The organism is Kitasatospora sp. NPDC002543 (assembly GCF_053594915.1).
Genome location: NZ_JBSFWR010000017.1, coordinates 49,483 through 72,505, shown reverse-complemented (window position 1 = coordinate 72,505; position 23,023 = coordinate 49,483). Strand labels below are relative to the sequence as shown.

Below are 23,023 nucleotides of genomic sequence, written 5' to 3'. Positions count from 1 at the left end.
ATGGACGTCCCGGCTTGGACATGTCCAAGCGCACCACTCCTGGGCGTTCTTGCCTCTAGGCTGTAACTCGTTACAAGAACAGGGAGGGAGCGTGCGGTGAGTACCGAGATCGCGGAGTTGGTGACGCAGGCAGGTCCATACGTCACTGCAGCCCTGAGTGCGTACGGCGGATCGGTGCTCACACGGGCCGAAGGCGCGGCAGTAGACGCTACAGCCAACTTTGGACGTCGGATCTTGCAGTCTATCTGGCGGCGGAGTAGCGCCACCGGTCAGGCTGCATTCGAGGTTGCTCTTGAGGATGCAGCGAACGATAGCGAGGAGTCTGATGCTGTTGCTGCTCTTCGCCATCAGATCAAGCGAGCGCTCCGCGAGGACGAAACCCTGAGGGCAGAAATCGCGAGCTTGTTGGCAGATCCCATGCGCCCAATTTTCAGCTCGGCTTCAGTAGAACAGAATGCAGTTGCGCGTGACCATGGGGTGATATTCCAGCAAGGGTCGGGAACCCAGATCTACGGATCAAAGTGAGCGACGATTACCGGGAGGAGCGCCCGGCACAGCATGCTTCCGCTCACGATCACGGCGCCGCATTTCAACAGAGCCATGGTGTTCAGATCTATTTTGCGAGCCGTGATCAAGAACCGAATACTGGCATAGTTGATGCCGCCAGGGGCACGGCGCTCTCAAGTCTCCCAAGAGTAAGAGATTGCAGCGACCCCATCGCCTGGGGTGTGCACCCCGCGCCTAGCCTAAATGGAGACCGGGTTCCCCCGTATGTCGAGCGAGATATAGATTTCGATCTGGCATCACTCTTGCGCCCCGGATCATTTGTTTTGCTTACCGGCGATTCAACGGCCGGTAAGTCGCGCTGTGCCTACGAGGCGCTAATATCAAGGTTTGGGGATCGCTTTCTATATCGCCCACAGGATGGCGGCGATCTCGCGCGCGGTATGGCACATCTCGAAAAAGGGAATCTGACCATCTGGCTTGATGATCTAGAAAGATTCCTCTCACCCCCTGCTGTTACTGGCGAAATGATCGATGCGGCACTTCAAGCGGGCGCTGTAGTAATTGGCACTATACGCGCCGAACAGCTCTCTCTGGTTTCGCCTCGGATGATGCCAGGTCAAAATAGCCAGCTCCAAGCGTCTCTCAGGAACTCCCGTGGCGTAATCTCCAGATCGCACGTCATTTATTTGGATCGAAGGTGGAGCGAGCAGGAGATTTCGAGAGTGAGAGGGGTCGATGACCCTCGACTCAAGGACGCGGTGCGGCATAGCAGCGAAGTCGGCATCGCTGAATATCTAGCCGCAGGCCCTCAGCTGATGCTTGACTGGAGATCTGCTTGGGCCCCGGGCCTGAACCCCCGTGGCGCTTCCCTCGTTGCGGCAGCAGTGGATTTCAGGAGGATTGGAATTGGCTGGCCAATTCCTCGTCAAGTTCTGCTGGGAATTCACGACGAATATCTCAAGCAGCGCGGAGGTGCCAGACTTAGGCCCGAGTCGACTCAAGACGCATTTCACTGGGCGACCCAACCGCTGCACGCTACCAGCAGCCTCCTGATCCCAGACGGCGATGATGCGTACGTGGCGTTTGATTATCTTCCAGATGCAATTTCACGTGAACATAATTCTCCTCGTCCGCCAGATTTTATCTGGGAGTATGCCATAGAGACGCTCCCTCCAAAAGCCCTTCACTTTATCGGCCATAAAGCCGAGGAGTTTGGGAGGGTTGAAATTGCCGAAAAAGCTTACGCTCTGAGTGCAGATGCGGGGATGGGTGAAGGGTCGTTCCATCTCGGGTACTTTGCGACACAGCGAGGCGAGCCAGAAGAAGCAGAGTATTGGTTCCGTAGGGCAATATCTCAGGGGAATCTTCTTGCTCACGCCAACCTTGCAATCACACTTCAGCAAAACGGTCGGCCCACTGAGGCGCTAGAGATTCTTCGCGCCGGGGCATCGAAGGGCGATCATGCCTCAGCACACCACCTAGCCAGCCTCTATGTAGAGGAAAAGAATTGGATTGCAGCCGAGGACTTCTTTGAAGGATTGTTGGAGACTCGGCCCTCCATGGCCAAGATGATACTTGGGCGGCTTAAGCTAGACCAGGGTAGCTATGACACGGCCTGGGACTGGCTCAACGCAGCCGTCCTCGATGGCAACAACGAGGCTTACTTCTACCTCGGCCGGCTTCACGAAGAGCGAGGTGACGTCGATTCTGCGGAAGAGTCTTATGAAATCGCAACCCTGCATGGATTTGCCCGGGCTCGAAATAATCTAGCAACGCTGCTTTACCGAGCTAGGCGCCTTGAGGATGCAGAGCGCATTCTTCGCGCGGTTTCTCAGAAGGATAGTCGGGCTGCATTTAATCTCGCCATTATTCTCGGGGAGACTGGGCGGGAGAGTGAAGCAGAGGATTTCTATAGAAGTTGCATTGAGTCGGGCTCAATTTCCGCCAAGACAAACCTCGCCGTCCTGATTTCCCGGCAAGGCAGGGAATCGGAAGCGATGATTCTCCTGCGCGAGGCTGCATCCGCTGGAGACTCCCATGCGATGTATGCCCTGGCAGGAAGGTTCCGAAGGGCCCGGAATACCCGAGAGGCGCTTTCTTGGTGCAATAAAGCAATCGAGGCTGGCAGCGTCGACTCATACTCTGAGATGGGGCTCATCCAGGAGTCGATGGGGAATGCAAAAGCTGCTAGGTTCTGGTACAGGCGCGGCGTGGAACTTGGTGATATGGCCGCTGCAGTCTGCTTGGGCTACCTTATGGAGCGCTCGGGTAAACATAAAGAGGCCATTCGCCTGTACGAGCGGGCGGTAGAAGGTGGAAGCTCGCACGCCTATTTCCATATCGGTAAACTCCATGTCCGTAAGAGGAATTTGAACCGCGCGGTGCCCGCTCTTGAGTCCGCCCTTGACCAGGGGGAAGATGTTGCCGAATTGCTTATGAGCATTTATGATGCTCTCGGTGAACACGAGAAGCGTAATAGGTTGGCCGCTAAAGGTGGCAATTCCTAGTCAAGGGTGGAGAGTTTTCTAACTGGCGCCCCTGGGTTCTTTTCCTCAGGAACGGGTAGGTGGCGTGGTTCCAGTGGCTGACTGGCCAGGTGTCTGGCAGGCGCTGAAGCCGACTCGCTGTGCCAGGTAATGAATATGAGGGCGGCGGAGCGGTTTTGGCCGGTGTCCTGCCTGGGGTGGGGTCGGGCATGATCGGGGGGCCGTAAGCTGCTGCGGCTCGGTCAGGGCTTTTGGGCCTGACCGCAGTTTGGCCGAGTGGCCCCCCGGTCTTGCTCGACGCGGGTCCCGGTCCGGGGAGGTGGGTAAAACCGCGGAGCCGCCCAGCCTCAGCCACGACGGGTACTGACCTCGGCGCTCACTGGGCCGCACGTTGCGGTGGGCGCGGCCGGCCGCCGCCGGCGCGGGGCGGAGTCAGGAGCGGCGGCGAGCGGCAAGGCCGCGCGCCGGCGCGCTGTGCGCGCCCCTTGAGTAAGTGAAGAGGAGTTGCGACAGCCCCCGCGCCCGGTGTGGACGTGGGGGCTTCGGCATGTTCGGGGGTACTAGCGGGAGGCCTTGGCGCGCTTGGGCTTGTGGGCGTCGATGGCGTAGGTGAGGGCGGTGGTTTCGGCGCCCAGGCGGGTCTCTTCGAGGATGAGGGGGAGGCCGGTGGACTGGTCGCAGGTGATGCGGTGGGCGATCAGGAGGACGGCGGCTTCGGAGAGTTGGAGGGCTTCGCGCTCGTCGGGCTGGGGGACCCGGGCGCTGACCCGCTCGTACCAGGTGAGGCTGTGGCCGGCGGCGGCGAGCATCGCGTAGGCCTCGGCCGGGGTGGTGGCGGGCTGTTGGGCGAGTGGGGTGGCCTCGATGCGTTCCATGGGGAGCAGGAGGCGATGGAGGGCGCGGCCGTCGCCGGCGGGGTCGCTGAGGAGGCGGTCGCAGCCGAGCATCAGTTCGTCCTGGTCCATCTCCAGCAGCGGCGCGGTGATGGCGTCGGTGCGGGTGCGGTAGACCGTGGGTTTCTCGGCGTGGTCGAACCAGGCGTCGACGGGCGTTGAGAAGGTGTCGCCCTGGGCGGTGATGGTCCGGTCCAGGCTGCCGCTCGGGCCGTGGACGGCGGCGCGGACGAAGGTGCCGCGGCCTTGCTTCACGTCCAACTGCCCCTCGGTGCGGAGGGCGGCGACGGCGAGCCTGACGGTGGGGCGGGAGACGCCGTAGGTCTCGGCGAGATCGGTTTCGGTGGGCAGCTGGGTACCGGGGGGCCACTCGCCGGTGGCGATGGACTGTCGCATCGCCGCCGCCACCTGCTTGTGCAGTGCCTCGTTCCGAATGATCGCCATGGTGTTGACCCCTTGGTGCGGACGCCGGGGAACGGGCCCGCTTCGCGTGTGCCGTGTCGTTTTCGAGGGTTCGTCTGTGGTCGTTTGCCCTGGTCGGGCGGCATCTCTAGGTCTGTCGTCAGTTGCTAGCCGTTAAACGTAAGCATGAATTGCTTGCGTCGGGGCGTCGAGGAGGGGCATCACCGAGGCGTCAAAGATAAGTACGTTTGACGACTAACGTCATGCTGCCCTTGGTGTCAGAGGAGCGTGCGCTCATGCAGTCCATTCCCGTGGACGGAACCCGGCTCGGCGCGATGACCTGCATCGTTGCCCCCGAAGTGCGGATCGCGAACCGCGAGACCGGGGAGATCAGGAAGGACCGGGAGGGCCAGACCGTCTACACGGTCGGGGTCGCGGTCCGGCAGGACGGCCGGCGGGCCTCGATCATCGAGATCAGCGTGTCCGGCGAACCGGTCGGTGTCGTGGAGGGCGTGCGGGTGCACGTCACCGGCCTGACGGCCTTCTCCTGGGCGATGGGGGACCGGCACGGCCTGTCCTTCCGGGCCGACGCCATCACCCCGGTTCCGGTTGCCGTCCCGGCTCCGGCGGCCTCCCGCAAGGGCGGCGACGCCTGATGAGCGGCGCGACCCGCGTGAAGCTGCGCGGCCTGCTGCGTGAACTCGGCGACCTGGCCGAAGAAGTCGACCCGTTCGGGCGGGACGACGAGGGGGCTCAGCTCTTCGACCACATCGCCGGCATCGCTACCAAGGCTGCTGGTCAGGCCCGTGACCTGGAGACCGTGGCCCACAACACGGCGGTGGAGAACGGGGGAGGGCTGTGATCGTTCTTCAACTGCTCTGGGTGGCGATGCTGGCAACGGTGCTCATCGCGCTCAGCATGGCCCCGGTGTTGAGGCGCAGCCACCCCTATCTCTGGTGGCACCTGTTCGGCTACCCGGCGACCGTGATCCGAGTCCGGATGACGTGGCGGCGTCTGACCACGAACCTCGGCCTCGCTGTGGCCAAACGTCCGGGGCGGGCCAGAGTTGGGGACTTGATGGTCCGAGGGGATCCGCTTCGGCCGACACCGCCCCGGCTGGGTGTCGCGAAGTGCCGGCGTGGCGGCATCGACGTGCGGGTGCGGCTTCACCCTGGGCAGGTGCCCGAGCACTTCGCTGAGGCCTTCGACGCGCTCACCCATGCCTGGCGGGTGCACGCGGTACGGCTGGTCGCGGACGAGCGCGGGTTCGTCACCCTCTCGGCGCTCGCCTGGGACCCGCTGATCACGCCGGTGGCGCCGTACCGGTTGAAGCAGAGGCTGCTGCGGGCGGTGGTCGGGCTGTTGGAGGACGGCCGGGCCTGGACGATCGACCTGCGGCGAACGCCGCACTGGCTGATCGTCGGCGCGACCCGCTCCGGGAAGTCCACCCTCATCGCCGCGCTGGTGAAGGAACTCGCCCCGCAACGCGTCGCCCTGTTCGGCATCGACCTCAAGGGCGGCATGGAGCTGTCCCTGTTCGAGGACCGGCTGTCGGCTCTGGCGGCCACCCGGGCGGAAGCCGCCCACCTGCTCGCGGAGCTGGTCGCGGAGACCGAAGCCCGGATGCAGCTGTGCCGCTCGGTCGGGGCCCGGTCCGTCTGGGACCTGCCGCCGAAGCTTCGCAAGATGCCGGTCGTCGTCATCGTGGACGAGGTAGCGGAGCTGTACCTGGTGGCGACCAGGGATGACAAGGCGGAGGTGGGGGAGATCTCCACCAACCTGCTCCGGCTCGCCCAGCTCGGTGCCGCTCTGGGTGTCCACCTGGTGGTCGCGGGGCAACGGGTCGGCTCCGACCTCGGCCCCGGGGTGACCGCCTTGCGGGCGCAGTTGGCCGGCCGGGTCTGCCACCGGGTGAACGATGCCGGGACGGCGGAGATGGCGCTGGGCGATCTCGACAAGGACGCCCTGGCTGCCGCGCAGCAGATCACCGCCGCTGAGCAGGGCGTCGCTATCACGGTTGGCGCCGACGGCCGGTGGACCCGCGCCCGGTCCGTCCACGTCACCCCCGAACAGGCACGCCGAGCGGCGAGGAAGTACGCCCGGCTGGCTCCGTCCTGGCCCGGCCTCCACACGGCGGACGAGCCGAACGAAGGGGTCTACATCTGATGGGCGCCGCTCTCATCCTGACCGCCGTCCTGGCCCTCGTCACCTACCTCCTGGTCCGCTCCGGCGAACTCAAGATCTGGCACGTCGTCCTCGTCGGCGTCCTCGGGATCTACCTCGACCGCATCGGCTGGGCCGACCCCGTCGTCTACGCGGTGACCTGGCTCGTCCAGGGACTCACCCACACCACCTGAGAGGCGTGATCACCGTGCCAACCCGACCAGCCACCCAGCCCGCCCGTCCCACCGCCGCCCCCGGCCGCGCCACCGCATGCCTGGCCCGGCCGGGGCCCGGCAGACCCTGGCCCTGGAGACATCCACCATGACCGCCGGCACCAACCCGTACACCGACCCCACCGCACGCCGTGCCTTCCTCGACCGGGAGGCGCGGCTGCGCCAACTGCCGCTGACAGAACGTGACTTCGTCCGCCTCGGTGAGATGCCGGACCTGAACCGCTGGCTGGAGCAGATCCGTACCACCGGTGGGTGTGCCGAGCCGCTCTACCTCGCTGGGCACACCACCACCCTCGACGCCGACACCGGCGAAGTCCTGCGCCACTACTCGACCGGCACCGAACCCGGTGGCCGGCTCGCCGTCCGCTGCCGCAACCGGCGGGCCTCCCGCTGCGCGCCCTGCTCCCGGGAGCACAGCGGCGACACCTTCCACCTGGTCCGCTCCGGCCTGGTCGGCGGCAAAGGCGTCCCGGAAACGGTACGGACGCACCCGCGGTTGTTCGTCACCCTGACCGCGCCATCGTTCGGGCCGGTTCACCGGGCGGGCGACTGCCACCCGGCTCGGCGTCGACGGTGTGAGCACAGCTGCCGCCAAGGCTGCGGTCGAACCCACCTGGAGGCTGAGCCGCTCGTCGGGCAACCGCTCTGCGCGGACTGCTACGACTACCCTGGGCACGTCCTGTGGAACGCCATGGCCCCGGCCCTGTGGAAGGCCTTCCGCGACAACCTGTACCACCACCTCGCCACCGGGGCGGGCGTCGGCCGCTCAGAGGTGCGCACCCTGGTCAGGGTCTCCACCGCCAAGGTCGCCGAGTACCAGAAGCGTGGCGCCGTCCACTTCCACGCCGTCATCAGACTCGACGGCCCGGACGGTCCCACTACTCCGCCTCCGCCGTGGGCAGCAGAAGACCTCCTGCTGGAGGCCGTCCGCTCGGCGGCCGCTGCCGTGGCGCTCCCGGGTCCCGACTCGATGGCCTCCGGCGGTGGACGGCTCGGCTTCGGCGCTCAGCTGGATGTGCACCCCCTTATAAAGGGAGGTGGCGGGCACATCTCGGACGATGCCGTGGCGGCCTACGTCGCCAAGTACACGAGCAAGAGTGTGGAGGCCGCCGGCGCTGTCGACCGTCGCATCGAGTCTCTGGCGGAGATACAGGCCCTGCGGGTCAGCCCGCACGTCCGCGCCCTCATCGCCACTGCCTGGCGCCTCGGCGGCCTGCCCGAACTTCAGTACCTGCGGCTTCGGGCCTGGGCCCACATGCTCGGGTACCGGGGGCACTGCCTGACCAAGACGCGGGCCTACTCCACTACATATGGGCAGCTCAGAGCCGCCCGCGCCGAACACGCCTGCGGCCTGTACGCGGACTGGGACGACGGGACCGTGGCCGAAGGTGCCTGGCGCTTCGCCGGAACCGGGCACACCCCGGCCGAAGCGCTCGTCGCGGCCGGCATCGCCGAAGACCTCGCCACCAACCGGGAAGTCGCCCGTGCCGAGCAGGCAGGGGAGAGACCGTGACGGCCAAGCAGACAGGGGCCAGAGCAGCGACGGGTCCTCGCGAGGCGGTACCGCCGGCTCCATCACGTCGGAAGGCGCTCCGGGCCCCGGCCATCGAGAGTGAGATCGTCATCGTGGACGACGAGGGGCACGAGGAGCCGTACGACTCGGCCAAACACTGATGATCAACAGCCCCCGCCACGATGACGGGGGCTGTCGCCGTCAGAGCTTGCTCGCGAAGTCGTCTTCCTTGATGACCAGCCGATCGCGGTAGTCCTTGGGGATCCTGAGCTTGAGGTGCACGGTGGGCTGCCGTTGCCCCGGGACCTTCGTGCGGGTCACCTTGCAGGTCACGCCGACGCGGACCAGGTCGGCCGCCATGGCCTCCATGCCTCCGGCCTCCCAGTGCTCGCGGAAGGTCTTGCCGTTGGCGGCGTTGACCCATCGGTCCTGGGTGGACTCGGGGTCGATGGCCGCCAACTCGTCGATGAGCTGGTTCAGCGTCTCCTCGGCCTGCTCGCGGGTGAAGGTGGTGCGGGCGAATCGTCCGCCGGGTTCCAAGCCCTTCATGTAGTAGGAGACGGACTCCTCCAGCTGCTTCTTCCTCTTCAGGGCCTCGGCTCCCTTGGCGTACTCCCGGACCAGGACCGGTTCGTCGCCGAGCACCTTGAGCACGTCCCGCACGAGGGCGGCGTTGACCCCGTCCGGATCGTTGATCCCGGGCCCGCCGCCCTTGCAGCCGCTGCACCGCATGTACTTGTACTGGACGCCCTTGGTCGTCGTGACCTGCACCGTGATGTTGGTGCCGCAGTCCTCGCAGACGAAGACCCCGAGGAACTTGGTGGCGCCGCCCTCCTGGCGGGCGGGCTGGTTCTTCCCCCACCTGTCGAGGTCCCTGCCGAGCTGTGCGAACTGGTCCTCCGTGAGGATCGGCTCCGCGACCCTGATCGGCTTGCCGTCCTTGCCGAGGATCAACTGCGACCTGCGGCCGACGCCGCTCTTGTCCTCTTCTACCCGGTACCCCATGAGTGCGGGGTTCCGGAGCCTCCGGAGGTGGGTCGCCGTGGTCAGCCCCTCGGAGCCCGGCACGCCTGCGCGCTTGATGATGCGCACCTGGTGCGAAGCCGAGATCTTCGACGCCCGGCGCCGACTCCAGTGCAGCACCTTGTAAGCGGTCTCATCGATGGTGAGGACGGTCTTGCCGTTCTCGTCCAGGGCCGTCTTGTAGCCGTATGCCGGTTTGCCGACCAGCCACTCCGTCTGGGTCTTGGCGTAGTCCCAGAGACTGGTGACCCGGGTGGAGGTGTTGGCGGCCTCGATCTCCGCGATCCCGCCGATCAGGGTGATCATGACCTTGCCGACCACGGTGGTCAGGTCGATCGCGTCGTTCTTGGAGACGAGGTTCTTCCCGTACTTCAGGCACCACTCGATCATGGTGCTGAGGTCCGAGAGGCGGCGCACGAAGCGGTCCAGCTTCCAGAACAGCAGGACGTCGAACTCCGGCGCCCGGTTGTTCAGCCACTCCCCGAGCTGCTTGCGCTTCCACGGCGGGACCTTCGTGGCGCTCACGTTGAGGTCGCTCGCGACCCCGACGACCCGCACGCCCATGTCTCGGGCCAGCATCCGTAGGTCCAGCTCCTGGCGTACCGGAGATGTGGTCTCGTCGGTGAGGACGCTGAGCCGGATGGAGAGGAGAGCCCGCGGAGCCTCCTCGGGCAGCTGGGCCTCCGCCCGCTTCAGCTCCTTCAGGAGCTTCAGGTCCGCCGGCGACCACTCGGCGTCCACGTCGTACTGCTGCTGTCGCTGCTGCGCCGGTACGGCGCGCTTTGCACCTCGTCCCATGTCAGGGACGCTAGCGATGGTTCTAGGTCCATGTCTATGTGGCCGCAGATGGACACCCAGATCCAGATCGGCCCGACGGGCAAGAAGATGCTGCCGCTGACGGTCGTCAACAAGTAGTCGTACAGCCTCGGCGCCCCGTGCTGGATGTATCCAGCACGGGGCGCTACTGTCTATCTGAGGACCCTGGTTGAGTATAGAATCCAAACATGGTCCAGTATAGATAAGGGGAGGTGTAGAGTATGGCCAAGACGATGATCGACATCGATGAAGAAGCGCTGGCCCTGGCTGCCGAGGTGCTCGGAACCACGACGAAGAAGGACACCGTCAACGCTGCGCTGGCGGAGATAGGGGCGCGGCGCCGCAGGGAGCTCGCGCTGCAGGAACTGGCGCGGCTCGCTGAGGACGGTGCGTTCGACAAGTTGCTGGAACCGGGCTTCAAGGACGAGGTCCGGCGCGGAAAGCAGGGTGGGGCTGAATGGGAGCTCGGGAAGGCTTCCTGATCGACACCTCGGCGGCGGCGCGGTTGATCACGAAGCCGTCGGCGTTGTCACTCTGGGGTGAGGCCCTGGCGTCGGGGGCGATCGGCATGTGCGCTCCGACTGAGGGCGAGCTGCTGTACTCGGCCCGGTCGGCTGCCGAAATGCGGGCGATGCGAGTGCAGTTCGAGCGGTTGTATACCTGGTGGGTCGTGCCTGATGAGGTCTGGCGTGACATCCAGGCCCTGCAACTGCTGCTCGCCGAAACGGGCAGCCATCGGTCCGCGGGTGTGGTCGACCTTGTGGTCGCCGTCACGGCGATGCACCACGGGCTGACCGTGCTGCACTACGACCGGGACTTCGAGACCATCGCCAAGCACGCCGACCTCAAGGCCAGGTGGCTGGCCGAGCCCGGGTCGCTGGACTGAGGACCGGCTCTGACCAGGGGCGGAGCGAGGGGGGTGGCGGGGCGCGTACCCTTTGAGGTGACAGAGTCCGGACAGCGACGGGAAGACGCCGCGCCGGACGGGGACAACTGACTAAGGACTGAGCGACCCTGGCACGCCGTACGCCCGACGGTCCGCCGCCCGCGCCGACGGTGCAGCGGATTCGTCTCCGCTACACCAAGCGCGGCCGGCTCCGCTTCACCAGCCACCGCGACTTCCAGCGCGCCTTCGAGCGCGCCCTGCGCCGGTCCGCCGTTCCGATGGCCTACTCGGCCGGCTTCACCCCGCACCCGAAGGTCTCCTACGCCAACGCGGCCCCGACCGGGGTGGCGAGCGAGGCGGAGTACCTGGAGATCGGCCTGGCCGCTGTCCGCGACCCCGAGCAGCTGCGGGCGCAGCTGGACGAGTCGCTGCCGACGGGCCTGGACGTGATCGACGCGGTCGAGGTGCGCACGCCGAACTTCGTGGAGCGCCTGGAGGCCTCCGAGTGGCTGCTCCGGCTGGACGGCGTCGAGCCCGACGTGGCCGCCGCGGCGGTCGCGAGCTTCCTCGCCGCCGAGAGCGTCGAGGTCGAGCGCCGCACCAAGAACGGCCTGCGGGTCTTCGACGCGCGGGGCGCGGTGGCGGCGCTGGAAGCCGTCCCGGCCCAGGTCGAGACGGGTGCGGGCGCCGGGACGGAAACCGACCGCGATGTTCGTACCGGCCGTCCCTGTGCGATACTGCGCCTGGTAGTACGACACGCCACACCCGCCGTACGACCCGACGACGTATTGTCCGGTCTCCGTGTGACGGCCGACCTGGCGCCGCCGGTCCCCGCAGAGGTGACCAGGCTGGCGCAGGGGCCGCTCGACGAGGAGACCGGCACGGTGACCGACCCGCTGGCGCTCGACCGCGCCGCGGCCCCGGTCGGCTCGGAGCCGGCCGCAGGGCCGCACGCTACCGCGTCCGCCTAGCGGGGGGAGGCCGGGCCCAGTGCCTCACTGGGCCCGACGGTCCTCCAGGGTTCCCGCGGCTCCCCAGGGGAGCGAGCGTCGTCGCAGCGCAGGCCTGCCACCCGGGGCCTGCCGACCAGGAAGGTCGGCCGGTCCGGGACCCCGTCCGGGAGCCACCCGGGGTTGGGGGACGGCGCAGCTTGGGAAAACCTCAGAAGACTGGTCAGACCAGAAGACTTTCGACACCCCGCCGTGTGCGGGGCGCCGAGCGAGACTACGAGCCCCTGTGCGGCCTCGCGTCCGCACGGCGGCACCGTCAAAGGGTCCGGTCCGGGCATCCTCGCGATGCCGGCCGCCCATCGGTGTCGTGCCGTGCTCGGATGCGGAGCCCGGGGGCCTGACGGGAGATCCACCCGCATGCTCGATAACACCGATCCGCAGCAGACTGCCGCAACGGAACAGAACGAGACCGCCGTGACCGGCGGCGAGGGCGCGTCCGCCGCGCCGCCGCGCCGCCGTCGCCGCGCGGTGTCCCGCCCCGCGGGCACCCCGCAGGGCGCGGCCGCCGAGACGGCCGAGACCGTGCTGCCGGCCGAGGCGCCCGCAGCCGCCCCGGCCCCGGCCGTGGAGCCGGCGGCCGAGCCGGCCGCCGAGAAGCCGGTCCGCGCCCGCCGTACCCGCAAGCGCGCCGAGGCCCCGGCCGGGGCGCCGGAGGCCACCGAGATCGTGGTGACCGCGCCGGAGACCGGCGAGCCCGCGGTGGCCGAGGCCGCCGCGAAGGCCCCGAAGGCGGAGAAGCCCGCCCGGGCCACCAAGGCCGCGAAGGCCGCCAAGACCGAGAGCGCGGACAAGGCCGACGAGGCCGAGAAGCCCGCCCGGGCCCGCCGTACCCGCAAGCGCGCCGAGGCGCCCGCCGGTGCCCCCGCGGCCGAGGCCGAGGCCCCCGCCGTCGAGGTGCCGGTCGTCGAGACCCCCGCCGTGGCTGCCCCCGCCGCCGAGCCGGTGGCCGAGGAGGCCTCCGCCGCTCCGGCCCGCCGCCCCCGTCGCCGTCGCGTGGTCGAGGCCGCGCCGGTCGTCGAGGCGCCGGTGGAGGAGCCCGCCGTCGCGGAGGAGTCCGAGGAGGAGGCCGCCGAGGCCGCCGCCGAGGTTCCCGCCGCCGCGGAGCCGGCCGCCCAGCCCGCCGCCGCGCCGGCCGCCGAGGCCGAGCCGCACCACCGGGTGCGCCGCCGCGCCGTCCGCCCGGCCACCGCGATCTTCCAGGCGCCGGTGTTCCAGGAGCCGGCCGCCGCCGCGCCGACCGTCGCCGCGCCCTCCGCCCCGGCCGTCGAGCAGCAGCCCGCCGCCGCCGCGCCGGTGCAGGCCGAGGCCCCGGCCGCGGCCGCGCGCGAGGAGGAGGACGAGTTCGAGTACAGCGGCGTCGGCCGTCGCCGCCGGGTCCGCACCCGGGTCGAGCCGACCCGCCGCAAGTCGGCCGCGAAGGCGCCGGCGAAGACGGTGAAGGCGCCCGCCGCCGCCCCGGTCGTCGAGGCCCCGGTCGTCGAGACCCGGGCCGTCGAGACCCGGGCCGTCGAGGCGCCCGTCGTGGAGGCCCCCGCCGCCGGTCCGGAGACCGAGGGCGAGTGGGAGGAGGACGGCCGTCCGTCGCGCCGTCGCCGCCGGGGCGGCCGCCGTCGCCGCCGTGGCGAGGCCGACGAGTTCGAGGCCGCCGAGGCCGTCGAGACCGAGCAGCCCGCCACCGAGGAGTCGGCCGAGGCCGCCGAGGAGGAGGGCGAGGACGACGACGACCTGGCCGCCGGCCTGTCCTCGTCGCGCCGTCGCCGTCGCCGTCGCCGCCGCAGCGGTGAGGCCGGCGCCGTCGAGGCCGCCGAGACCACCGAGGACGGCGTCCGTACGGTGGTGAAGGTGCGCGAGCCGCGCCGCCGCTCCACCGAGCCGTCCTTCGACCCGGACGAGGTGCAGTCCATCAAGGGCTCGACCCGTCTGGAGGCCAAGAAGCAGCGCCGCCGCGAGGGCCGCGAGCTGGGCCGCCGCCGGGTGCCGATCATCACCGAGGCCGAGTTCCTGGCCCGCCGCGAGTCGGTCGAGCGCGTCATGGTGGTGCGCCAGAGCGGCCAGCGGACCCAGATCGGCGTCCTCGAGGACGGCGTGCTGGTCGAGCACTACGTCAACAAGGAGCAGGCCACCTCGTACGTCGGCAACGTCTACCTGGGCAAGGTCCAGAACGTGCTGCCGTCGATGGAGGCCGCGTTCGTCGACATCGGCAAGGGCCGCAACGCGGTGCTGTACGCCGGTGAGGTCAACTTCGGCGCGCTGGGCGGCCACGGCGGCCCGCGCCGGATCGAGTCGGTGCTGAAGTCCGGCCAGTCCGTGCTGGTGCAGGTCTCCAAGGACCCGATCGGCCACAAGGGCGCCCGCCTGACCAGCCAGATCTCGCTGCCCGGCCGCTACCTGGTGTACGTGCCCGAGGGCTCGATGACCGGCATCTCGCGCAAGCTCCCGGAGAACGAGCGCGCCCGCCTGAAGCAGATCCTCAAGAAGATCGTCCCGGACGACGCGGGCGTCATCGTGCGCACCGCCGCCGAGGGCGCCTCCGAGGAGGAGCTGACCCGCGACGTCCAGCGCCTCCAGCAGCAGTGGGAGGACATCCAGAAGAAGGCCGCGACCGGCAACGCCCCGGCGCTGCTGTACGGCGAGCCGGACATGACCGTCCGGGTCGTCCGCGACATCTTCAACGAGGACTTCAGCAAGGTCATCGTCTCCGGCGACGAGGCGTGGAAGACCATCCACGAGTACGTCTCCAACGTGGCCCCGGACCTCGCCGAGCGGCTCCAGCGGTGGACCTCCGAGGTGGACGTGTTCGCCACCTACCGGATCGACGAGCAGCTGATGAAGGCGCTGGACCGCAAGGTCTGGCTGCCCAGCGGCGGTTCGCTGGTGATCGACCGCACCGAGGCGATGGTCGTCATCGACGTCAACACCGGGAAGTTCGTCGGCCAGGGCGGCAACCTGGAGGAGACGGTCACCCGGAACAACATCGAGGCGGCCGAGGAGATCGTGCGCCAGCTGCGGCTGCGCGACCTCGGCGGCATCATCGTGATCGACTTCATCGACATGGTGCTGGAGTCCAACCGCGACCTGGTGCTGCGCCGCCTGCTGGAGTGCCTGGGCCGGGACCGGACCAAGCACCAGGTGGCCGAGGTCACCTCGCTGGGCCTGGTCCAGATGACCCGCAAGCGGGTCGGCCAGGGCCTGCTGGAGTCCTTCTCCGAGCCGTGCGTGCACTGCAACGGCCGCGGCGTGATCGTCCACATGGAGCAGCCGAGCGCCCACGTCCACGCCCCCGTGGCGGCGGGCGAGGCCGGTTCGGGCAGCGGCAAGCGCCGTCGCCGGGGCAAGGGCGGCGCGGGCCACGAGGAGCCGCAGGCCGTCGAGGCCGCGGTGGCCGTCGTGACCGAGCCGCTCTCGGTGGAGGCCGTCATCGAGTCGGCCGAGCCGGTGCGCGAGGAGATCGAGGGCCAGCTGGCCCTGGAGGTCCCGGGCGTCGAGGCTCCGGCCGAGGCGGCACCCGTCGTCGAGGCGCCCGTCGTCGAGGCCCCCGCGGCCGAGGCCCCGGCCGCCGCTCCGGCGGGCCGTCCGCGGCGCCGCGCGGTGCGTAAGGCGACCGCTCCGGCCGGCTCCCCGGACACCGCCGAGATCGTGGTGCTCCAGGCCAAGGCCGAGGCGGCGCTGGAGGCGGCCCTGGAGGCCGCCGCACCGGCCGTCGCGCAGGCCGCCGCCGAGGCGGTCGCCGAGGCGCCGGGCGAGCCCGTCGTGGCCGCGGAGGCCGCGGTCGTCGCCGAGGCGCCGGAGGCCGTCGAGGTCCCCGAGGCCGCCCCCGAGGCCCCGGCCGAGGAGGCCGCCGCCGAGGAGGCGCCGGCGCCGAAGAAGCGGGCCGCCCGCAAGACCGCCGCGAAGAAGACCGCCGCCAAGAAGACCACCACGGCGGCCAAGAAGACCACCGCCCGCAAGACCGCGACCAAGCGGACGAGCGCGGCGGCCAAGAAGGCCGCGGCCGCCGAGGGTGATACGGCGTCCGAGTAGTGCCCACGCCCGGGGCGGGAGCGATCCCGCCCCGGGGCGTACGGGCCGGTTTGCCCCCTGGGCGGCCGGTCCGTATTCTTGACCATCGGCGTGTCTACGCCATGCTCCCGAGCACATCACCTTCCCGAGGTCACCGCGTTCGCGCGGAGGGCCGGGGAGAGGCTCCTGTGTCCGTACCCAGGTGGCTGGCGTCGGGGGTTCCGACCGAGCAAGGAAAGCAGGTACCGCATGTACGCGATCGTTCGCGCAGGCGGCCGCCAGCACAAGGTCGCCGTGGGCGACGTGCTGGAGATTGACCGTATCGAGGCCAAGCCGGGTGACTCGGTCGAGCTCTCGACCATCCTCGTCGTCGACGGTGACGCTGTCACCTCCGACCCGTGGGTCCTGGCCGGCGTGAAGGCTCACGCCGAGGTGGTCGACCAGACCAAGGGTGACAAGATCGTCATCCTGCGTTACAAGAACAAGACCGGCTACCGCCGCCGTCAGGGTCACCGTCAGCAGCACACCGCGGTGCGCATCACCAGCATCGACTCGGTCAGCAAGTAAGGGGATAGCGAAAAATGGCACACAAGAAGGGCGCAAGCTCTACTCGTAACGGCCGTGACTCGAACGCCCAGCGCCTCGGCGTGAAGCGCTTCGGCGGCCAGGTCGTCTCCGCCGGCGAGATCCTCGTCCGCCAGCGCGGCACCCACTTCCACCCGGGTGCCGGTGTCGGCCGCGGTGGCGACGACACCCTGTTCGCGCTGACCGCCGGTGCGGTGCAGTTCGGCAACCGTCGCGGCCGCAAGGTCGTCAACATCGTGGCCGTCGAGGCCTGAGTCCCCGCGGACTCCCGGGTCTGAACAGACCCACCGGGTCCGAGAGGACTCACCGGGTCTGAGAAGACTCACAGTGAAGGGTGGGCCGGAATTATCCGGTCCACCCTTCACGCTTTACGCAGGCAGCAAGCAGACTCTCGCGCACTGGAGGCACACCCATGACCACCTTCGTGGACCGCGTCGAACTTCATGTCGCCGCGGGTAACGGGGGCCACGGCTGCGCCTCCGTGCACCGCGAGAAGTTCAAGCCGCTCGGCGGCCCGGACGGCGGCAACGGCGGTGAGGGCGGCAGCGTCATCCTCACCGTGGACTCGCAGGTCACCACCCTGCTGGAGTACCACCACTCGCCCAAGCGCAAGGCCACCAACGGCAAGCCGGGCGCGGGCGGCAACCGCACCGGCGCGGAGGGCGAGGACCTCGTCCTGCTGGTGCCGGACGGCACCGTGGTGCTGGACCGCAAGGGCAACGTGCTGGCCGACCTGGTCGGTCACGGCACCAGCTTCGTCGCCGCCCAGGGCGGCCGCGGCGGCCTCGGCAACGCCGCGCTGGCCTCGGCCCGCCGCAAGGCGCCCGGCTTCGCGCTGCTCGGCGAGCCCGGCGAGGCCCGTGACATCGTCATGGAGCTCAAGTCCGTCGCCGACGTGGCCCTGGTCGGCTACCCGAGCGCCGGCAAGTCCTCGCTGATCTCGGTGCTCTCCGCCGCCAAGCCGAAGATCGCGGACTACCCGTTCACCACCCTGATCCCCAACCTGGGCGTGGTCACCGCGGGCGACATCGTCTACACCATCGCCGACGTGCCCGGCCTGATCCCGGGCGCCAGCCAGGGCCGCGGCCTCGGCCTGGAGTTCCTGCGGCACGTGGAGCGCTGCTCGGTGCTGGTGCACGTGCTGGACTGCGCCACCCTGGAGCCCGGCCGCGACCCGCTGACCGACCTGGAGACCATCGAGGCCGAGCTCGCCGAGTACGGCGGCCTGGAGGACCGTCCGCGCCTGGTCGCGCTCAACAAGGTGGACGTCCCGGACGGCCAGGACATCGCCGACCTGACCCGCGCCTCCCTGGAGGAGCGCGGCTACCGGGTGTTCGAGGTCTCCGCCGCCTCCCGCAAGGGCCTGCGCGAGCTGAGCTTCGCGATGGCCGGGATCGTCTCCGAGGCGCGCGCCGCCAAGCCGGCCGAGGAGTCCACCCGGATCGTGCTGCGCCCCAAGGCCGTCGACGACGCGGGCTTCACCATCACCGAGGAGGACGGCGCGTACCACATCCGCGGCGTCAAGCCGGAGCGCTGGGTCCGCCAGACCGACTTCAGCAACGACGAGGCCGTCGGCTACCTCGCCGACCGGCTGGCCCGCCTCGGCATCGAGCAGGAGCTGTGGAAGATCGGGGCCCACGAGGGCGACACCGTCATCATCGGCCCCGAGGAGAACGCCGTCGTCTTCGACTGGGAGCCGACCATGGCCGCCGGTGCCGAGATGCTCGGCCGCCGCGGTGAGGACCACCGCTTCGAGAGCCCGCGCCCGGCGGTCGACCGCCGCCGCGAGAAGCAGAAGGGCCGGGACGCGGCCGAGGCCGAGTTCCTCGCCTTCGAGGCGCTCTCCAGCAGCCGCCCGGCCGCCATCGAGGGCGACGACGAGGACCACTGACCGGTCCGGGCCGGACGGCCCCCGTCACCCTCCGGGGTGGCGGGGGCCGTCCGCGTTTTCGCGGTGACGGGGCGTCACTTGGTCCAGGAGGCCTGGAGCTTCAGCGGGTCGGTCAGGTCGGTGTAGCCGACCGCGGCCGGGGTGTTGCCCGGGATGGTGATGATGGTGCAGCCCTTGGCCTCGGCGCCCTTGGCCACGCCCTGGAACTTCGCGCTGGTGCACTTGGGCAGCGGGGTGGCGGCGGTCATGACGTTGAGCCCCTTCTTGCCGGCGGTGTCGAAGAGGACGAACTTCGAGTCCGGGGCGGTGAAGGAGAGGCTGGCGTCCCCGAGGTTCTTGATGGTGTAGCTGACGTACACCGGGGTGCGGCCCTCCAGGCCGACGATGCTGATCTTGGCGGCGGTGAAGTCCTGCACCGAACCGACCTCGACGCCGGTGACGGTGATGTCCAGCTTGGTGGCGACCTTGGAGGTCTTGTCGGCGAAGTCCACGGTGGCGCTCTGGCCGACCTTCACGCTGGTGGCGGCCGCCGGGACGGATCCGGCACCGGCCCCGCCGTCCGCGGCGCCGGCCGTGCCGGCGCCCCCGGTGCCGCCGGTCGCCGCGCCCGACGGGGCGGTGGTCGAACCGCCGGCCGCACCGCCGGCGGTGGCTCCCGGGGTCGCGCCGGTCGGGGCGCCGCCGGTCTGGGCGCCGCCGGTCTGGGCCGGGGCCGCGCCGGTGGCGCCGCCGGTACCGGCCGGGGTGTCCGCGTTGTCCGGCCCGCAGGCGGCGAGCGACAGGGCGGTGGCCGCCGCGAGCGCGGCGACGGTCAGCTTGGTGGTGTACGAACGCATGGTGCGCTTTTCTCCTGGGCGCGCGGCCGCGGCCGTTGCCGGCCTTTGCCCGGTGCGGCGCCGCCCGTCGTGACAGGAAGGGTCGATGACGACATGGGTCCAGCGGGCAAGAAGCCGTCCCCCGATCTGGCTTGCGGTCAGGGACCATACCAGCCATCCGGATTCGCGGCCGGACTGTGGCAGGCCCGTGGCCGCCCCGGGTCCAGCCGGTGAAACAACCCGCCGGTGACCTGCGCCGATCACGTAGATTTCGGGGGTGACGGCCGGTCCCGGGCCCCGTCGCACCCGCACCACACCGGAAGGGCGTACAGCGAGATGAGCGAGGACTCTCTGCGGGAGGAGGTGCTGACCGCTCGGCGGATCGTCGTCAAGGTCGGCTCCTCCTCACTGACCACGGCGGCCGGCGGCCTGGACGCCGACCGCGTCGACGCCCTGGTGGACGCGCTCGCCAAGCTGCGCGCCCGCCCCGAAGCCCCGGAGGTCGTCCTGGTCTCCTCCGGCGCGATCGCCGCCGGACTCGCCCCGCTCGGCCTGGACAGGCGGCCCAAGGACCTGGCCCGCCAGCAGGCCGCCGCCAGCGTCGGCCAGGGACTGCTCGTCGCCCGCTACACCGCCTCCTTCGCCCGCTACGGAGTCCGGGTCGGGCAGGTGCTGCTCACGGCCGAGGACGCCAGCCGGCGCGCCCACTACCGCAACGCCTACCGCACCCTGGACCAGCTGCTGGCGATGGGCGCGATGCCGATCGTCAACGAGAACGACACCGTCGCCACCGCCGAAATCAAGTTCGGCGACAACGACCGGCTCGCCGCCCTGGTCGCCCACCTGGTCCGGGCCGACCTGCTGGTGCTGCTCTCCGACGTCGACGGTCTGTACGACGGCGACCCGGCCCGCCCCGGCACCAGCCGGATCGCCGAGGTGCGCGGCCCGCAGGACCTCGACGGCATCGAGATCGGCAGCGCCGGCAAGGCCGGGGTCGGCACCGGCGGCATGGTCACCAAGGTCGAGGCGGCCCGGATCGCCACCGGCGCGGGCATCCCGGTAGTGCTCACCGCCGCCAGCCACGCCGCCGACGCGCTGGCCGGCCGGCCCACCGGCACGCTCTTCCTGCGCACCGGCAGCCGGACCTCCGACCGGATGCTCTGGCTGGCCCACGCGAGCAGCCCGCGCGGGGCGCTGCACCTGGACGAGGGCGCCGTCCGGGCGGTCGTCTCCGGCGGCGCCTCGCTGCTGCCGGCCGGGGTCACCAAGGTCGACGGGGAGTTCGCCGCGGGTGATCCGGTGGACCTTCTTGGCGAAAACGGCCACATCGTGGCTCGCGGACTGGTCAACTTTGATGCGAGGGAGTTGCCCCGCCTGCTCGGCCGGTCCACCCGCGACCTGGCCCAGGAGTTCGGCGCCGCGTACGAGCGCGAGGTCGTCCACCGCGACGACCTGGTCGTTCTGCGCGGCTGACCGGCCCGGCTTCCCGGCCCGGGGGCCGGCACCGGCCGCCCGGCCGATCGGCGCAGCGCGGACGGCGGGCCGCTCCGTACCCGGAGCGGACCGGCCACCGGCGAGGAGGGGCGCAGCCGTACCCGTCGGCCGAGGGCCGACGGGGCCGGTGGGGACGACAGGACATCGCCGAACAGGAGGCCGCCGGTGGAACGCAGGCGCGAGGGAGCGCTGACCGCAGGGACGGCGGGCCGACGGCTGACCAGCATCGACGGCGGACGCGGGGACGGCCCCGCCGAGCCGGCCGGTCCGCCGACGCAGCGGCCCGGTGGGGTGCGCAGGCTGCGGCCCGACCGCGACCGGGCGGCCCAGCCGCCCACCGTGCCCGAGCAGGCCCGGCTGTGGCACGTGGTGCTGAGCGTGGCCGGGCAGGTCACCCCGCTGTCCGCGCTGCGCGCCTCGCTGGAGCAGCTGGCACACGACCACTCGTTCTTCCTGACCGCCCGCTACGCGGCCGACCACGCCGAGATCCGCTACTGGGAGCAGGCCCGGGACCTGCACGACGCGGCGGCCATCGCGCTGCGGCTGTGGGGCGAGCACAAGGTCACCGCGAACCTGCCGCCGTGGGAGATCGTCGGGCTGGAGGTGGTCGACCGGGCGACGTACCACAAACGGGTGGCGGAGGGCTTCGGCGATCCGCCACCGCACCTGGGCGGGGTGCACCCGTACTGAGCCGCGGTCGGGCGTGTGCGCGCCGGAGCCGGCGTCACGGCCGCGTCCCGGTCGGGACCCGGCGGCCCGGGCGGGCACGGCGTCCCGGGCGGGTACGGCATCCTGGTCGGGCACGGCATCCTGGTCGGGCACGGCATCCCGGGCGGGTACGGCGTCTCACCGGGCGAAATGCCGCCCGGGCGGGGCGGGGGCAGTCGCTACCCTTGGCGGCATGACCAGCGACCTCGCCACCGCCGACAGCCCCGTCCTCGCCGTAGCGCGCCGAGCCCGGGAGGCCGCCGCCCTGCTCGCCCCGCTGCCGCGCGGCGCGAAGGACGCCGCGCTGCTGGCGGTCGCCGACGCCCTGGTGGCCCGCAGCGCCGAGATCGTCGCGGCCAACGCCGAGGACGTGGAGCGGGCCCGGGCGGCCGGCACGGCCGAGTCGGTGATCGACCGGCTGACCCTGACCGACGAGCGGATCGCCGCGATCGCCTCCGACGTGCGCGACGTGGCCGGCCTGCCCGACCCGGTCGGCGAGGTGGTGCGCGGCTACACCCTGCCCAACGGCCTGGACGTGCGCCAGGTCCGGGTGCCGCTCGGCGTGGTCGGCATCATCTACGAGGCCCGCCCGAACGTCACCGCCGACGCCGCCGCGCTCTGCCTCAAGTCCGGCAACGCGGTGCTGCTGCGCGGCTCCGCCTCGGCCTACCGTTCCAACACCGCGCTGGTCGCCGTCCTGCGCGACGCCGTCGCCGCGGCCGGGCTGCCCGCCGACGCGGTCCAGCTGGTGCCGGGGGAGAGCCGGGACTCGGTCCAGGAGCTGATGCGCGCCCGCGGCTACGTGGACGTGCTGATCCCGCGCGGCGGCGCCTCGCTGATCCGCGCCGTGGTCGAGGGCTCGACCGTCCCGGTGATCGAGACCGGCACCGGCAACTGCCACGTCTACGTGGACGCCGAGACCGACCTGGCGATGGCCGTCGGCATCCTGCTGAACTCCAAGGCCCAGCGGGTCAGCGTCTGCAACGCGGCCGAGACGCTGCTGGTCCACCAGGACGTCGCGGAGACCTTCCTGCCGCTCGCGCTGGCGGCCCTCGCCGAGGCCGGGGTGACGGTGCACGGCGACGAGGCGGTGCTGAAGGCCGCCGAGGGCGGCCCGGCCACCGTGGTGCCGGCCACCGACGAGGACTGGGGCGCCGAGTACCTCTCGCTGGACCTGGCCGCGGCCGTGGTGCCCTCGCTGGACGCCGCCGTCGATCACATCCGCCGCTGGTCCTCCGGCCACACCGAGGCGATCGTCACCACCTCGCAGGCCGCCGCCCGCCGCTTCACCCGGTTGGTGGACTCCACCACGGTGACCGTCAACGCCTCCACCCGCTTCACCGACGGCGGCGAATTCGGCTTCGGCGCGGAGATCGGCATCTCCACCCAGAAGCTGCACGCCCGCGGCCCGATGGGCCTGCCGGAGCTGACCAGCACCAAGTACATCGTCACTGGTGACGGGCACGTCCGCGGCGAGGCGACGCAGACCGTGGGCGGGGGCGCGGACGGGCGCTGACCGCGCTCCGAGGGGCGGCCGTCACACGTGTGACGGACCAACTGCCGGGAGCCACAGACAAATCGCCCGGCCGGTAATACGCT

20 protein-coding genes are annotated in these 23,023 nt (G+C 70.3%); 17 read left to right on the top strand and 3 right to left on the bottom strand.

Translation table 11 applies throughout. The annotated features are described in order from the left end of the window. The first annotated feature begins 96 nt into the window (after positions 1-96). Together ACWD4P_RS10620 and ACWD4P_RS10615 are read left to right on the top strand one after the other, a co-directional pair. Complete coding sequence (locus tag ACWD4P_RS10620) at positions 97-525, top strand: hypothetical protein (RefSeq protein ID WP_449779343.1); 429 nt, start codon at positions 97-99, stop codon at positions 523-525. Then, positions 522-3,014, top strand: coding sequence for an SEL1-like repeat protein (locus ACWD4P_RS10615; RefSeq protein ID WP_449779342.1), 2,493 nt, complete (start codon positions 522-524; stop codon positions 3,012-3,014). Before ACWD4P_RS10620 ends, ACWD4P_RS10615 begins: the two co-directional genes overlap by 4 nt. 539 nt (positions 3,015-3,553) lie before the next feature. Here the strand turns inward: ACWD4P_RS10615 and ACWD4P_RS10610 are convergent. Next, the gene (locus ACWD4P_RS10610; protein ID WP_449779341.1) at positions 3,554-4,330 is read right to left on the bottom strand and encodes a GntR family transcriptional regulator; all 777 of its coding nucleotides are present in this window, start codon (positions 4,328-4,330) and stop codon (positions 3,554-3,556) included. A gap of 254 nt (positions 4,331-4,584) precedes the next feature. Between ACWD4P_RS10610 and ACWD4P_RS10605 the strand changes: the two genes are divergently transcribed. From ACWD4P_RS10605 to ACWD4P_RS10585, 5 genes are all read left to right on the top strand, one after another. After that, on the top strand, positions 4,585-4,944 hold the full coding sequence (locus ACWD4P_RS10605) for an SCO3933 family regulatory protein (protein ID WP_117487750.1): 360 nt from the start codon (positions 4,585-4,587) through the stop codon (positions 4,942-4,944). Beyond that, the gene (locus tag ACWD4P_RS10600) at positions 4,944-5,150 is read left to right on the top strand and encodes a hypothetical protein (RefSeq protein WP_449779340.1); all 207 of its coding nucleotides are present in this window, start codon (positions 4,944-4,946) and stop codon (positions 5,148-5,150) included. The genes ACWD4P_RS10605 and ACWD4P_RS10600 overlap by 1 nt, the downstream gene beginning before the upstream one ends. Before the next feature lie 317 nt (positions 5,151-5,467). After that, on the top strand, positions 5,468-6,454 hold the full coding sequence (locus tag ACWD4P_RS10595; protein ID WP_449779339.1) for an FtsK/SpoIIIE domain-containing protein: 987 nt from the start codon (positions 5,468-5,470) through the stop codon (positions 6,452-6,454). After that, positions 6,454-6,645, top strand: coding sequence for a hypothetical protein (locus ACWD4P_RS10590; RefSeq protein WP_380741483.1), 192 nt, complete (start codon positions 6,454-6,456; stop codon positions 6,643-6,645). The genes ACWD4P_RS10595 and ACWD4P_RS10590 overlap by 1 nt, the downstream gene beginning before the upstream one ends. Positions 6,646-6,772: 127 nt before the next feature. Then, positions 6,773-8,197, top strand: a complete 1,425-nt coding sequence (locus ACWD4P_RS10585; RefSeq protein WP_449779338.1) for a replication initiator — start codon at positions 6,773-6,775, stop codon at positions 8,195-8,197. 201 nt (positions 8,198-8,398) lie between these two features. Here ACWD4P_RS10585 and ACWD4P_RS10580 read toward each other — a convergent pair whose 3' ends face one another. Then, positions 8,399-10,018 (bottom strand): recombinase family protein, encoded by a 1,620-nt coding sequence (locus tag ACWD4P_RS10580; protein ID WP_449779337.1) that lies wholly within the window; start codon positions 10,016-10,018, stop codon positions 8,399-8,401. 239 nt (positions 10,019-10,257) lie between these two features. Between ACWD4P_RS10580 and ACWD4P_RS10575 the strand changes: the two genes are divergently transcribed. From ACWD4P_RS10575 to obgE, 7 genes are all read left to right on the top strand, one after another. Next, positions 10,258-10,518: a type II toxin-antitoxin system VapB family antitoxin gene (locus ACWD4P_RS10575; protein WP_449779336.1), complete on the top strand. Its 261-nt coding sequence runs from the start codon at positions 10,258-10,260 to the stop codon at positions 10,516-10,518. Next, positions 10,494-10,922, top strand: a complete 429-nt coding sequence (locus ACWD4P_RS10570; protein WP_359819957.1) for a PIN domain nuclease — start codon at positions 10,494-10,496, stop codon at positions 10,920-10,922. The genes ACWD4P_RS10575 and ACWD4P_RS10570 overlap by 25 nt, the downstream gene beginning before the upstream one ends. 170 nt (positions 10,923-11,092) lie before the next feature. Beyond that, on the top strand, positions 11,093-11,893 hold the full coding sequence (locus tag ACWD4P_RS10565; RefSeq protein WP_449779335.1) for a TIGR03936 family radical SAM-associated protein: 801 nt from the start codon (positions 11,093-11,095) through the stop codon (positions 11,891-11,893). Positions 11,894-12,289: 396 nt separating this feature from the next. Further along, on the top strand, positions 12,290-15,952 hold the full coding sequence (locus ACWD4P_RS10560; RefSeq protein ID WP_449779334.1) for an Rne/Rng family ribonuclease: 3,663 nt from the start codon (positions 12,290-12,292) through the stop codon (positions 15,950-15,952). Positions 15,953-16,180: 228 nt separating this feature from the next. Next, positions 16,181-16,498 carry a 50S ribosomal protein L21 gene (rplU, locus tag ACWD4P_RS10555; RefSeq protein ID WP_045696828.1) on the top strand — a complete coding sequence of 106 codons (318 nt, stop codon included), beginning with the start codon at positions 16,181-16,183 and terminating at the stop codon, positions 16,496-16,498. A gap of 14 nt (positions 16,499-16,512) precedes the next feature. Beyond that, entirely contained in the window at positions 16,513-16,770 is a 258-nt protein-coding gene (gene rpmA / locus ACWD4P_RS10550; protein ID WP_030058248.1) for a 50S ribosomal protein L27, read from the top strand. Between the two features lie 158 nt (positions 16,771-16,928). Then, on the top strand, positions 16,929-18,407 hold the full coding sequence (obgE, locus tag ACWD4P_RS10545) for a GTPase ObgE (protein ID WP_359830415.1): 1,479 nt from the start codon (positions 16,929-16,931) through the stop codon (positions 18,405-18,407). Positions 18,408-18,481: 74 nt separating this feature from the next. On the opposite strand, the gene ACWD4P_RS10540 is transcribed toward obgE, so the two are convergent. Then, positions 18,482-19,243 carry a hypothetical protein gene (locus ACWD4P_RS10540; protein ID WP_449779333.1) on the bottom strand — a complete coding sequence of 254 codons (762 nt, stop codon included), beginning with the start codon at positions 19,241-19,243 and terminating at the stop codon, positions 18,482-18,484. A gap of 315 nt (positions 19,244-19,558) precedes the next feature. On the opposite strand from ACWD4P_RS10540, the gene proB reads away from it, so the two are divergent. The 3 genes from proB to ACWD4P_RS10525 all read left to right on the top strand — a co-directional run bounded on the left by proB (position 19,559) and on the right by ACWD4P_RS10525 (position 22,940). Then, entirely contained in the window at positions 19,559-20,695 is a 1,137-nt protein-coding gene (proB, locus tag ACWD4P_RS10535; RefSeq protein WP_359830677.1) for a glutamate 5-kinase, read from the top strand. 186 nt (positions 20,696-20,881) lie between these two features. Then, a complete protein-coding gene (locus ACWD4P_RS10530; protein WP_359830675.1) occupies positions 20,882-21,406 on the top strand; it encodes a hypothetical protein in 525 nt (174 codons plus the stop codon). Positions 21,407-21,617: 211 nt separating this feature from the next. After that, positions 21,618-22,940 carry a glutamate-5-semialdehyde dehydrogenase gene (locus ACWD4P_RS10525; RefSeq protein WP_449779332.1) on the top strand — a complete coding sequence of 441 codons (1,323 nt, stop codon included), beginning with the start codon at positions 21,618-21,620 and terminating at the stop codon, positions 22,938-22,940. The last annotated feature ends 83 nt before the right edge of the window (positions 22,941-23,023 follow it).

What these genes read in the sequence shown, in the direction of transcription:
- ACWD4P_RS10610 (WP_449779341.1), bottom strand. Translation starts at nt 4,330, where the DNA reads ATGGCGATCATTCGGAACGAGGCACTGCACAAGCAGGTGGCGGCGGCG.
- ACWD4P_RS10605 (WP_117487750.1), top strand. Translation starts at nt 4,585, where the DNA reads ATGCAGTCCATTCCCGTGGACGGAACCCGGCTCGGCGCGATGACCTGC.
- ACWD4P_RS10600 (WP_449779340.1), top strand. Translation starts at nt 4,944, where the DNA reads ATGAGCGGCGCGACCCGCGTGAAGCTGCGCGGCCTGCTGCGTGAACTC.
- ACWD4P_RS10590 (WP_380741483.1), top strand. Translation starts at nt 6,454, where the DNA reads ATGGGCGCCGCTCTCATCCTGACCGCCGTCCTGGCCCTCGTCACCTAC.
- ACWD4P_RS10585 (WP_449779338.1), top strand. Translation starts at nt 6,773, where the DNA reads ATGACCGCCGGCACCAACCCGTACACCGACCCCACCGCACGCCGTGCC.
- ACWD4P_RS10580 (WP_449779337.1), bottom strand. Translation starts at nt 10,018, where the DNA reads ATGGGACGAGGTGCAAAGCGCGCCGTACCGGCGCAGCAGCGACAGCAG.
- ACWD4P_RS10575 (WP_449779336.1), top strand. Translation starts at nt 10,258, where the DNA reads ATGGCCAAGACGATGATCGACATCGATGAAGAAGCGCTGGCCCTGGCT.
- ACWD4P_RS10570 (WP_359819957.1), top strand. Translation starts at nt 10,494, where the DNA reads ATGGGAGCTCGGGAAGGCTTCCTGATCGACACCTCGGCGGCGGCGCGG.
- ACWD4P_RS10560 (WP_449779334.1), top strand. Translation starts at nt 12,290, where the DNA reads ATGCTCGATAACACCGATCCGCAGCAGACTGCCGCAACGGAACAGAAC.
- rplU (WP_045696828.1), top strand. Translation starts at nt 16,181, where the DNA reads ATGTACGCGATCGTTCGCGCAGGCGGCCGCCAGCACAAGGTCGCCGTG.
- rpmA (WP_030058248.1), top strand. Translation starts at nt 16,513, where the DNA reads ATGGCACACAAGAAGGGCGCAAGCTCTACTCGTAACGGCCGTGACTCG.
- obgE (WP_359830415.1), top strand. Translation starts at nt 16,929, where the DNA reads ATGACCACCTTCGTGGACCGCGTCGAACTTCATGTCGCCGCGGGTAAC.
- ACWD4P_RS10540 (WP_449779333.1), bottom strand. Translation starts at nt 19,243, where the DNA reads ATGCGTTCGTACACCACCAAGCTGACCGTCGCCGCGCTCGCGGCGGCC.
- proB (WP_359830677.1), top strand. Translation starts at nt 19,559, where the DNA reads ATGAGCGAGGACTCTCTGCGGGAGGAGGTGCTGACCGCTCGGCGGATC.
- ACWD4P_RS10525 (WP_449779332.1), top strand. Translation starts at nt 21,618, where the DNA reads ATGACCAGCGACCTCGCCACCGCCGACAGCCCCGTCCTCGCCGTAGCG.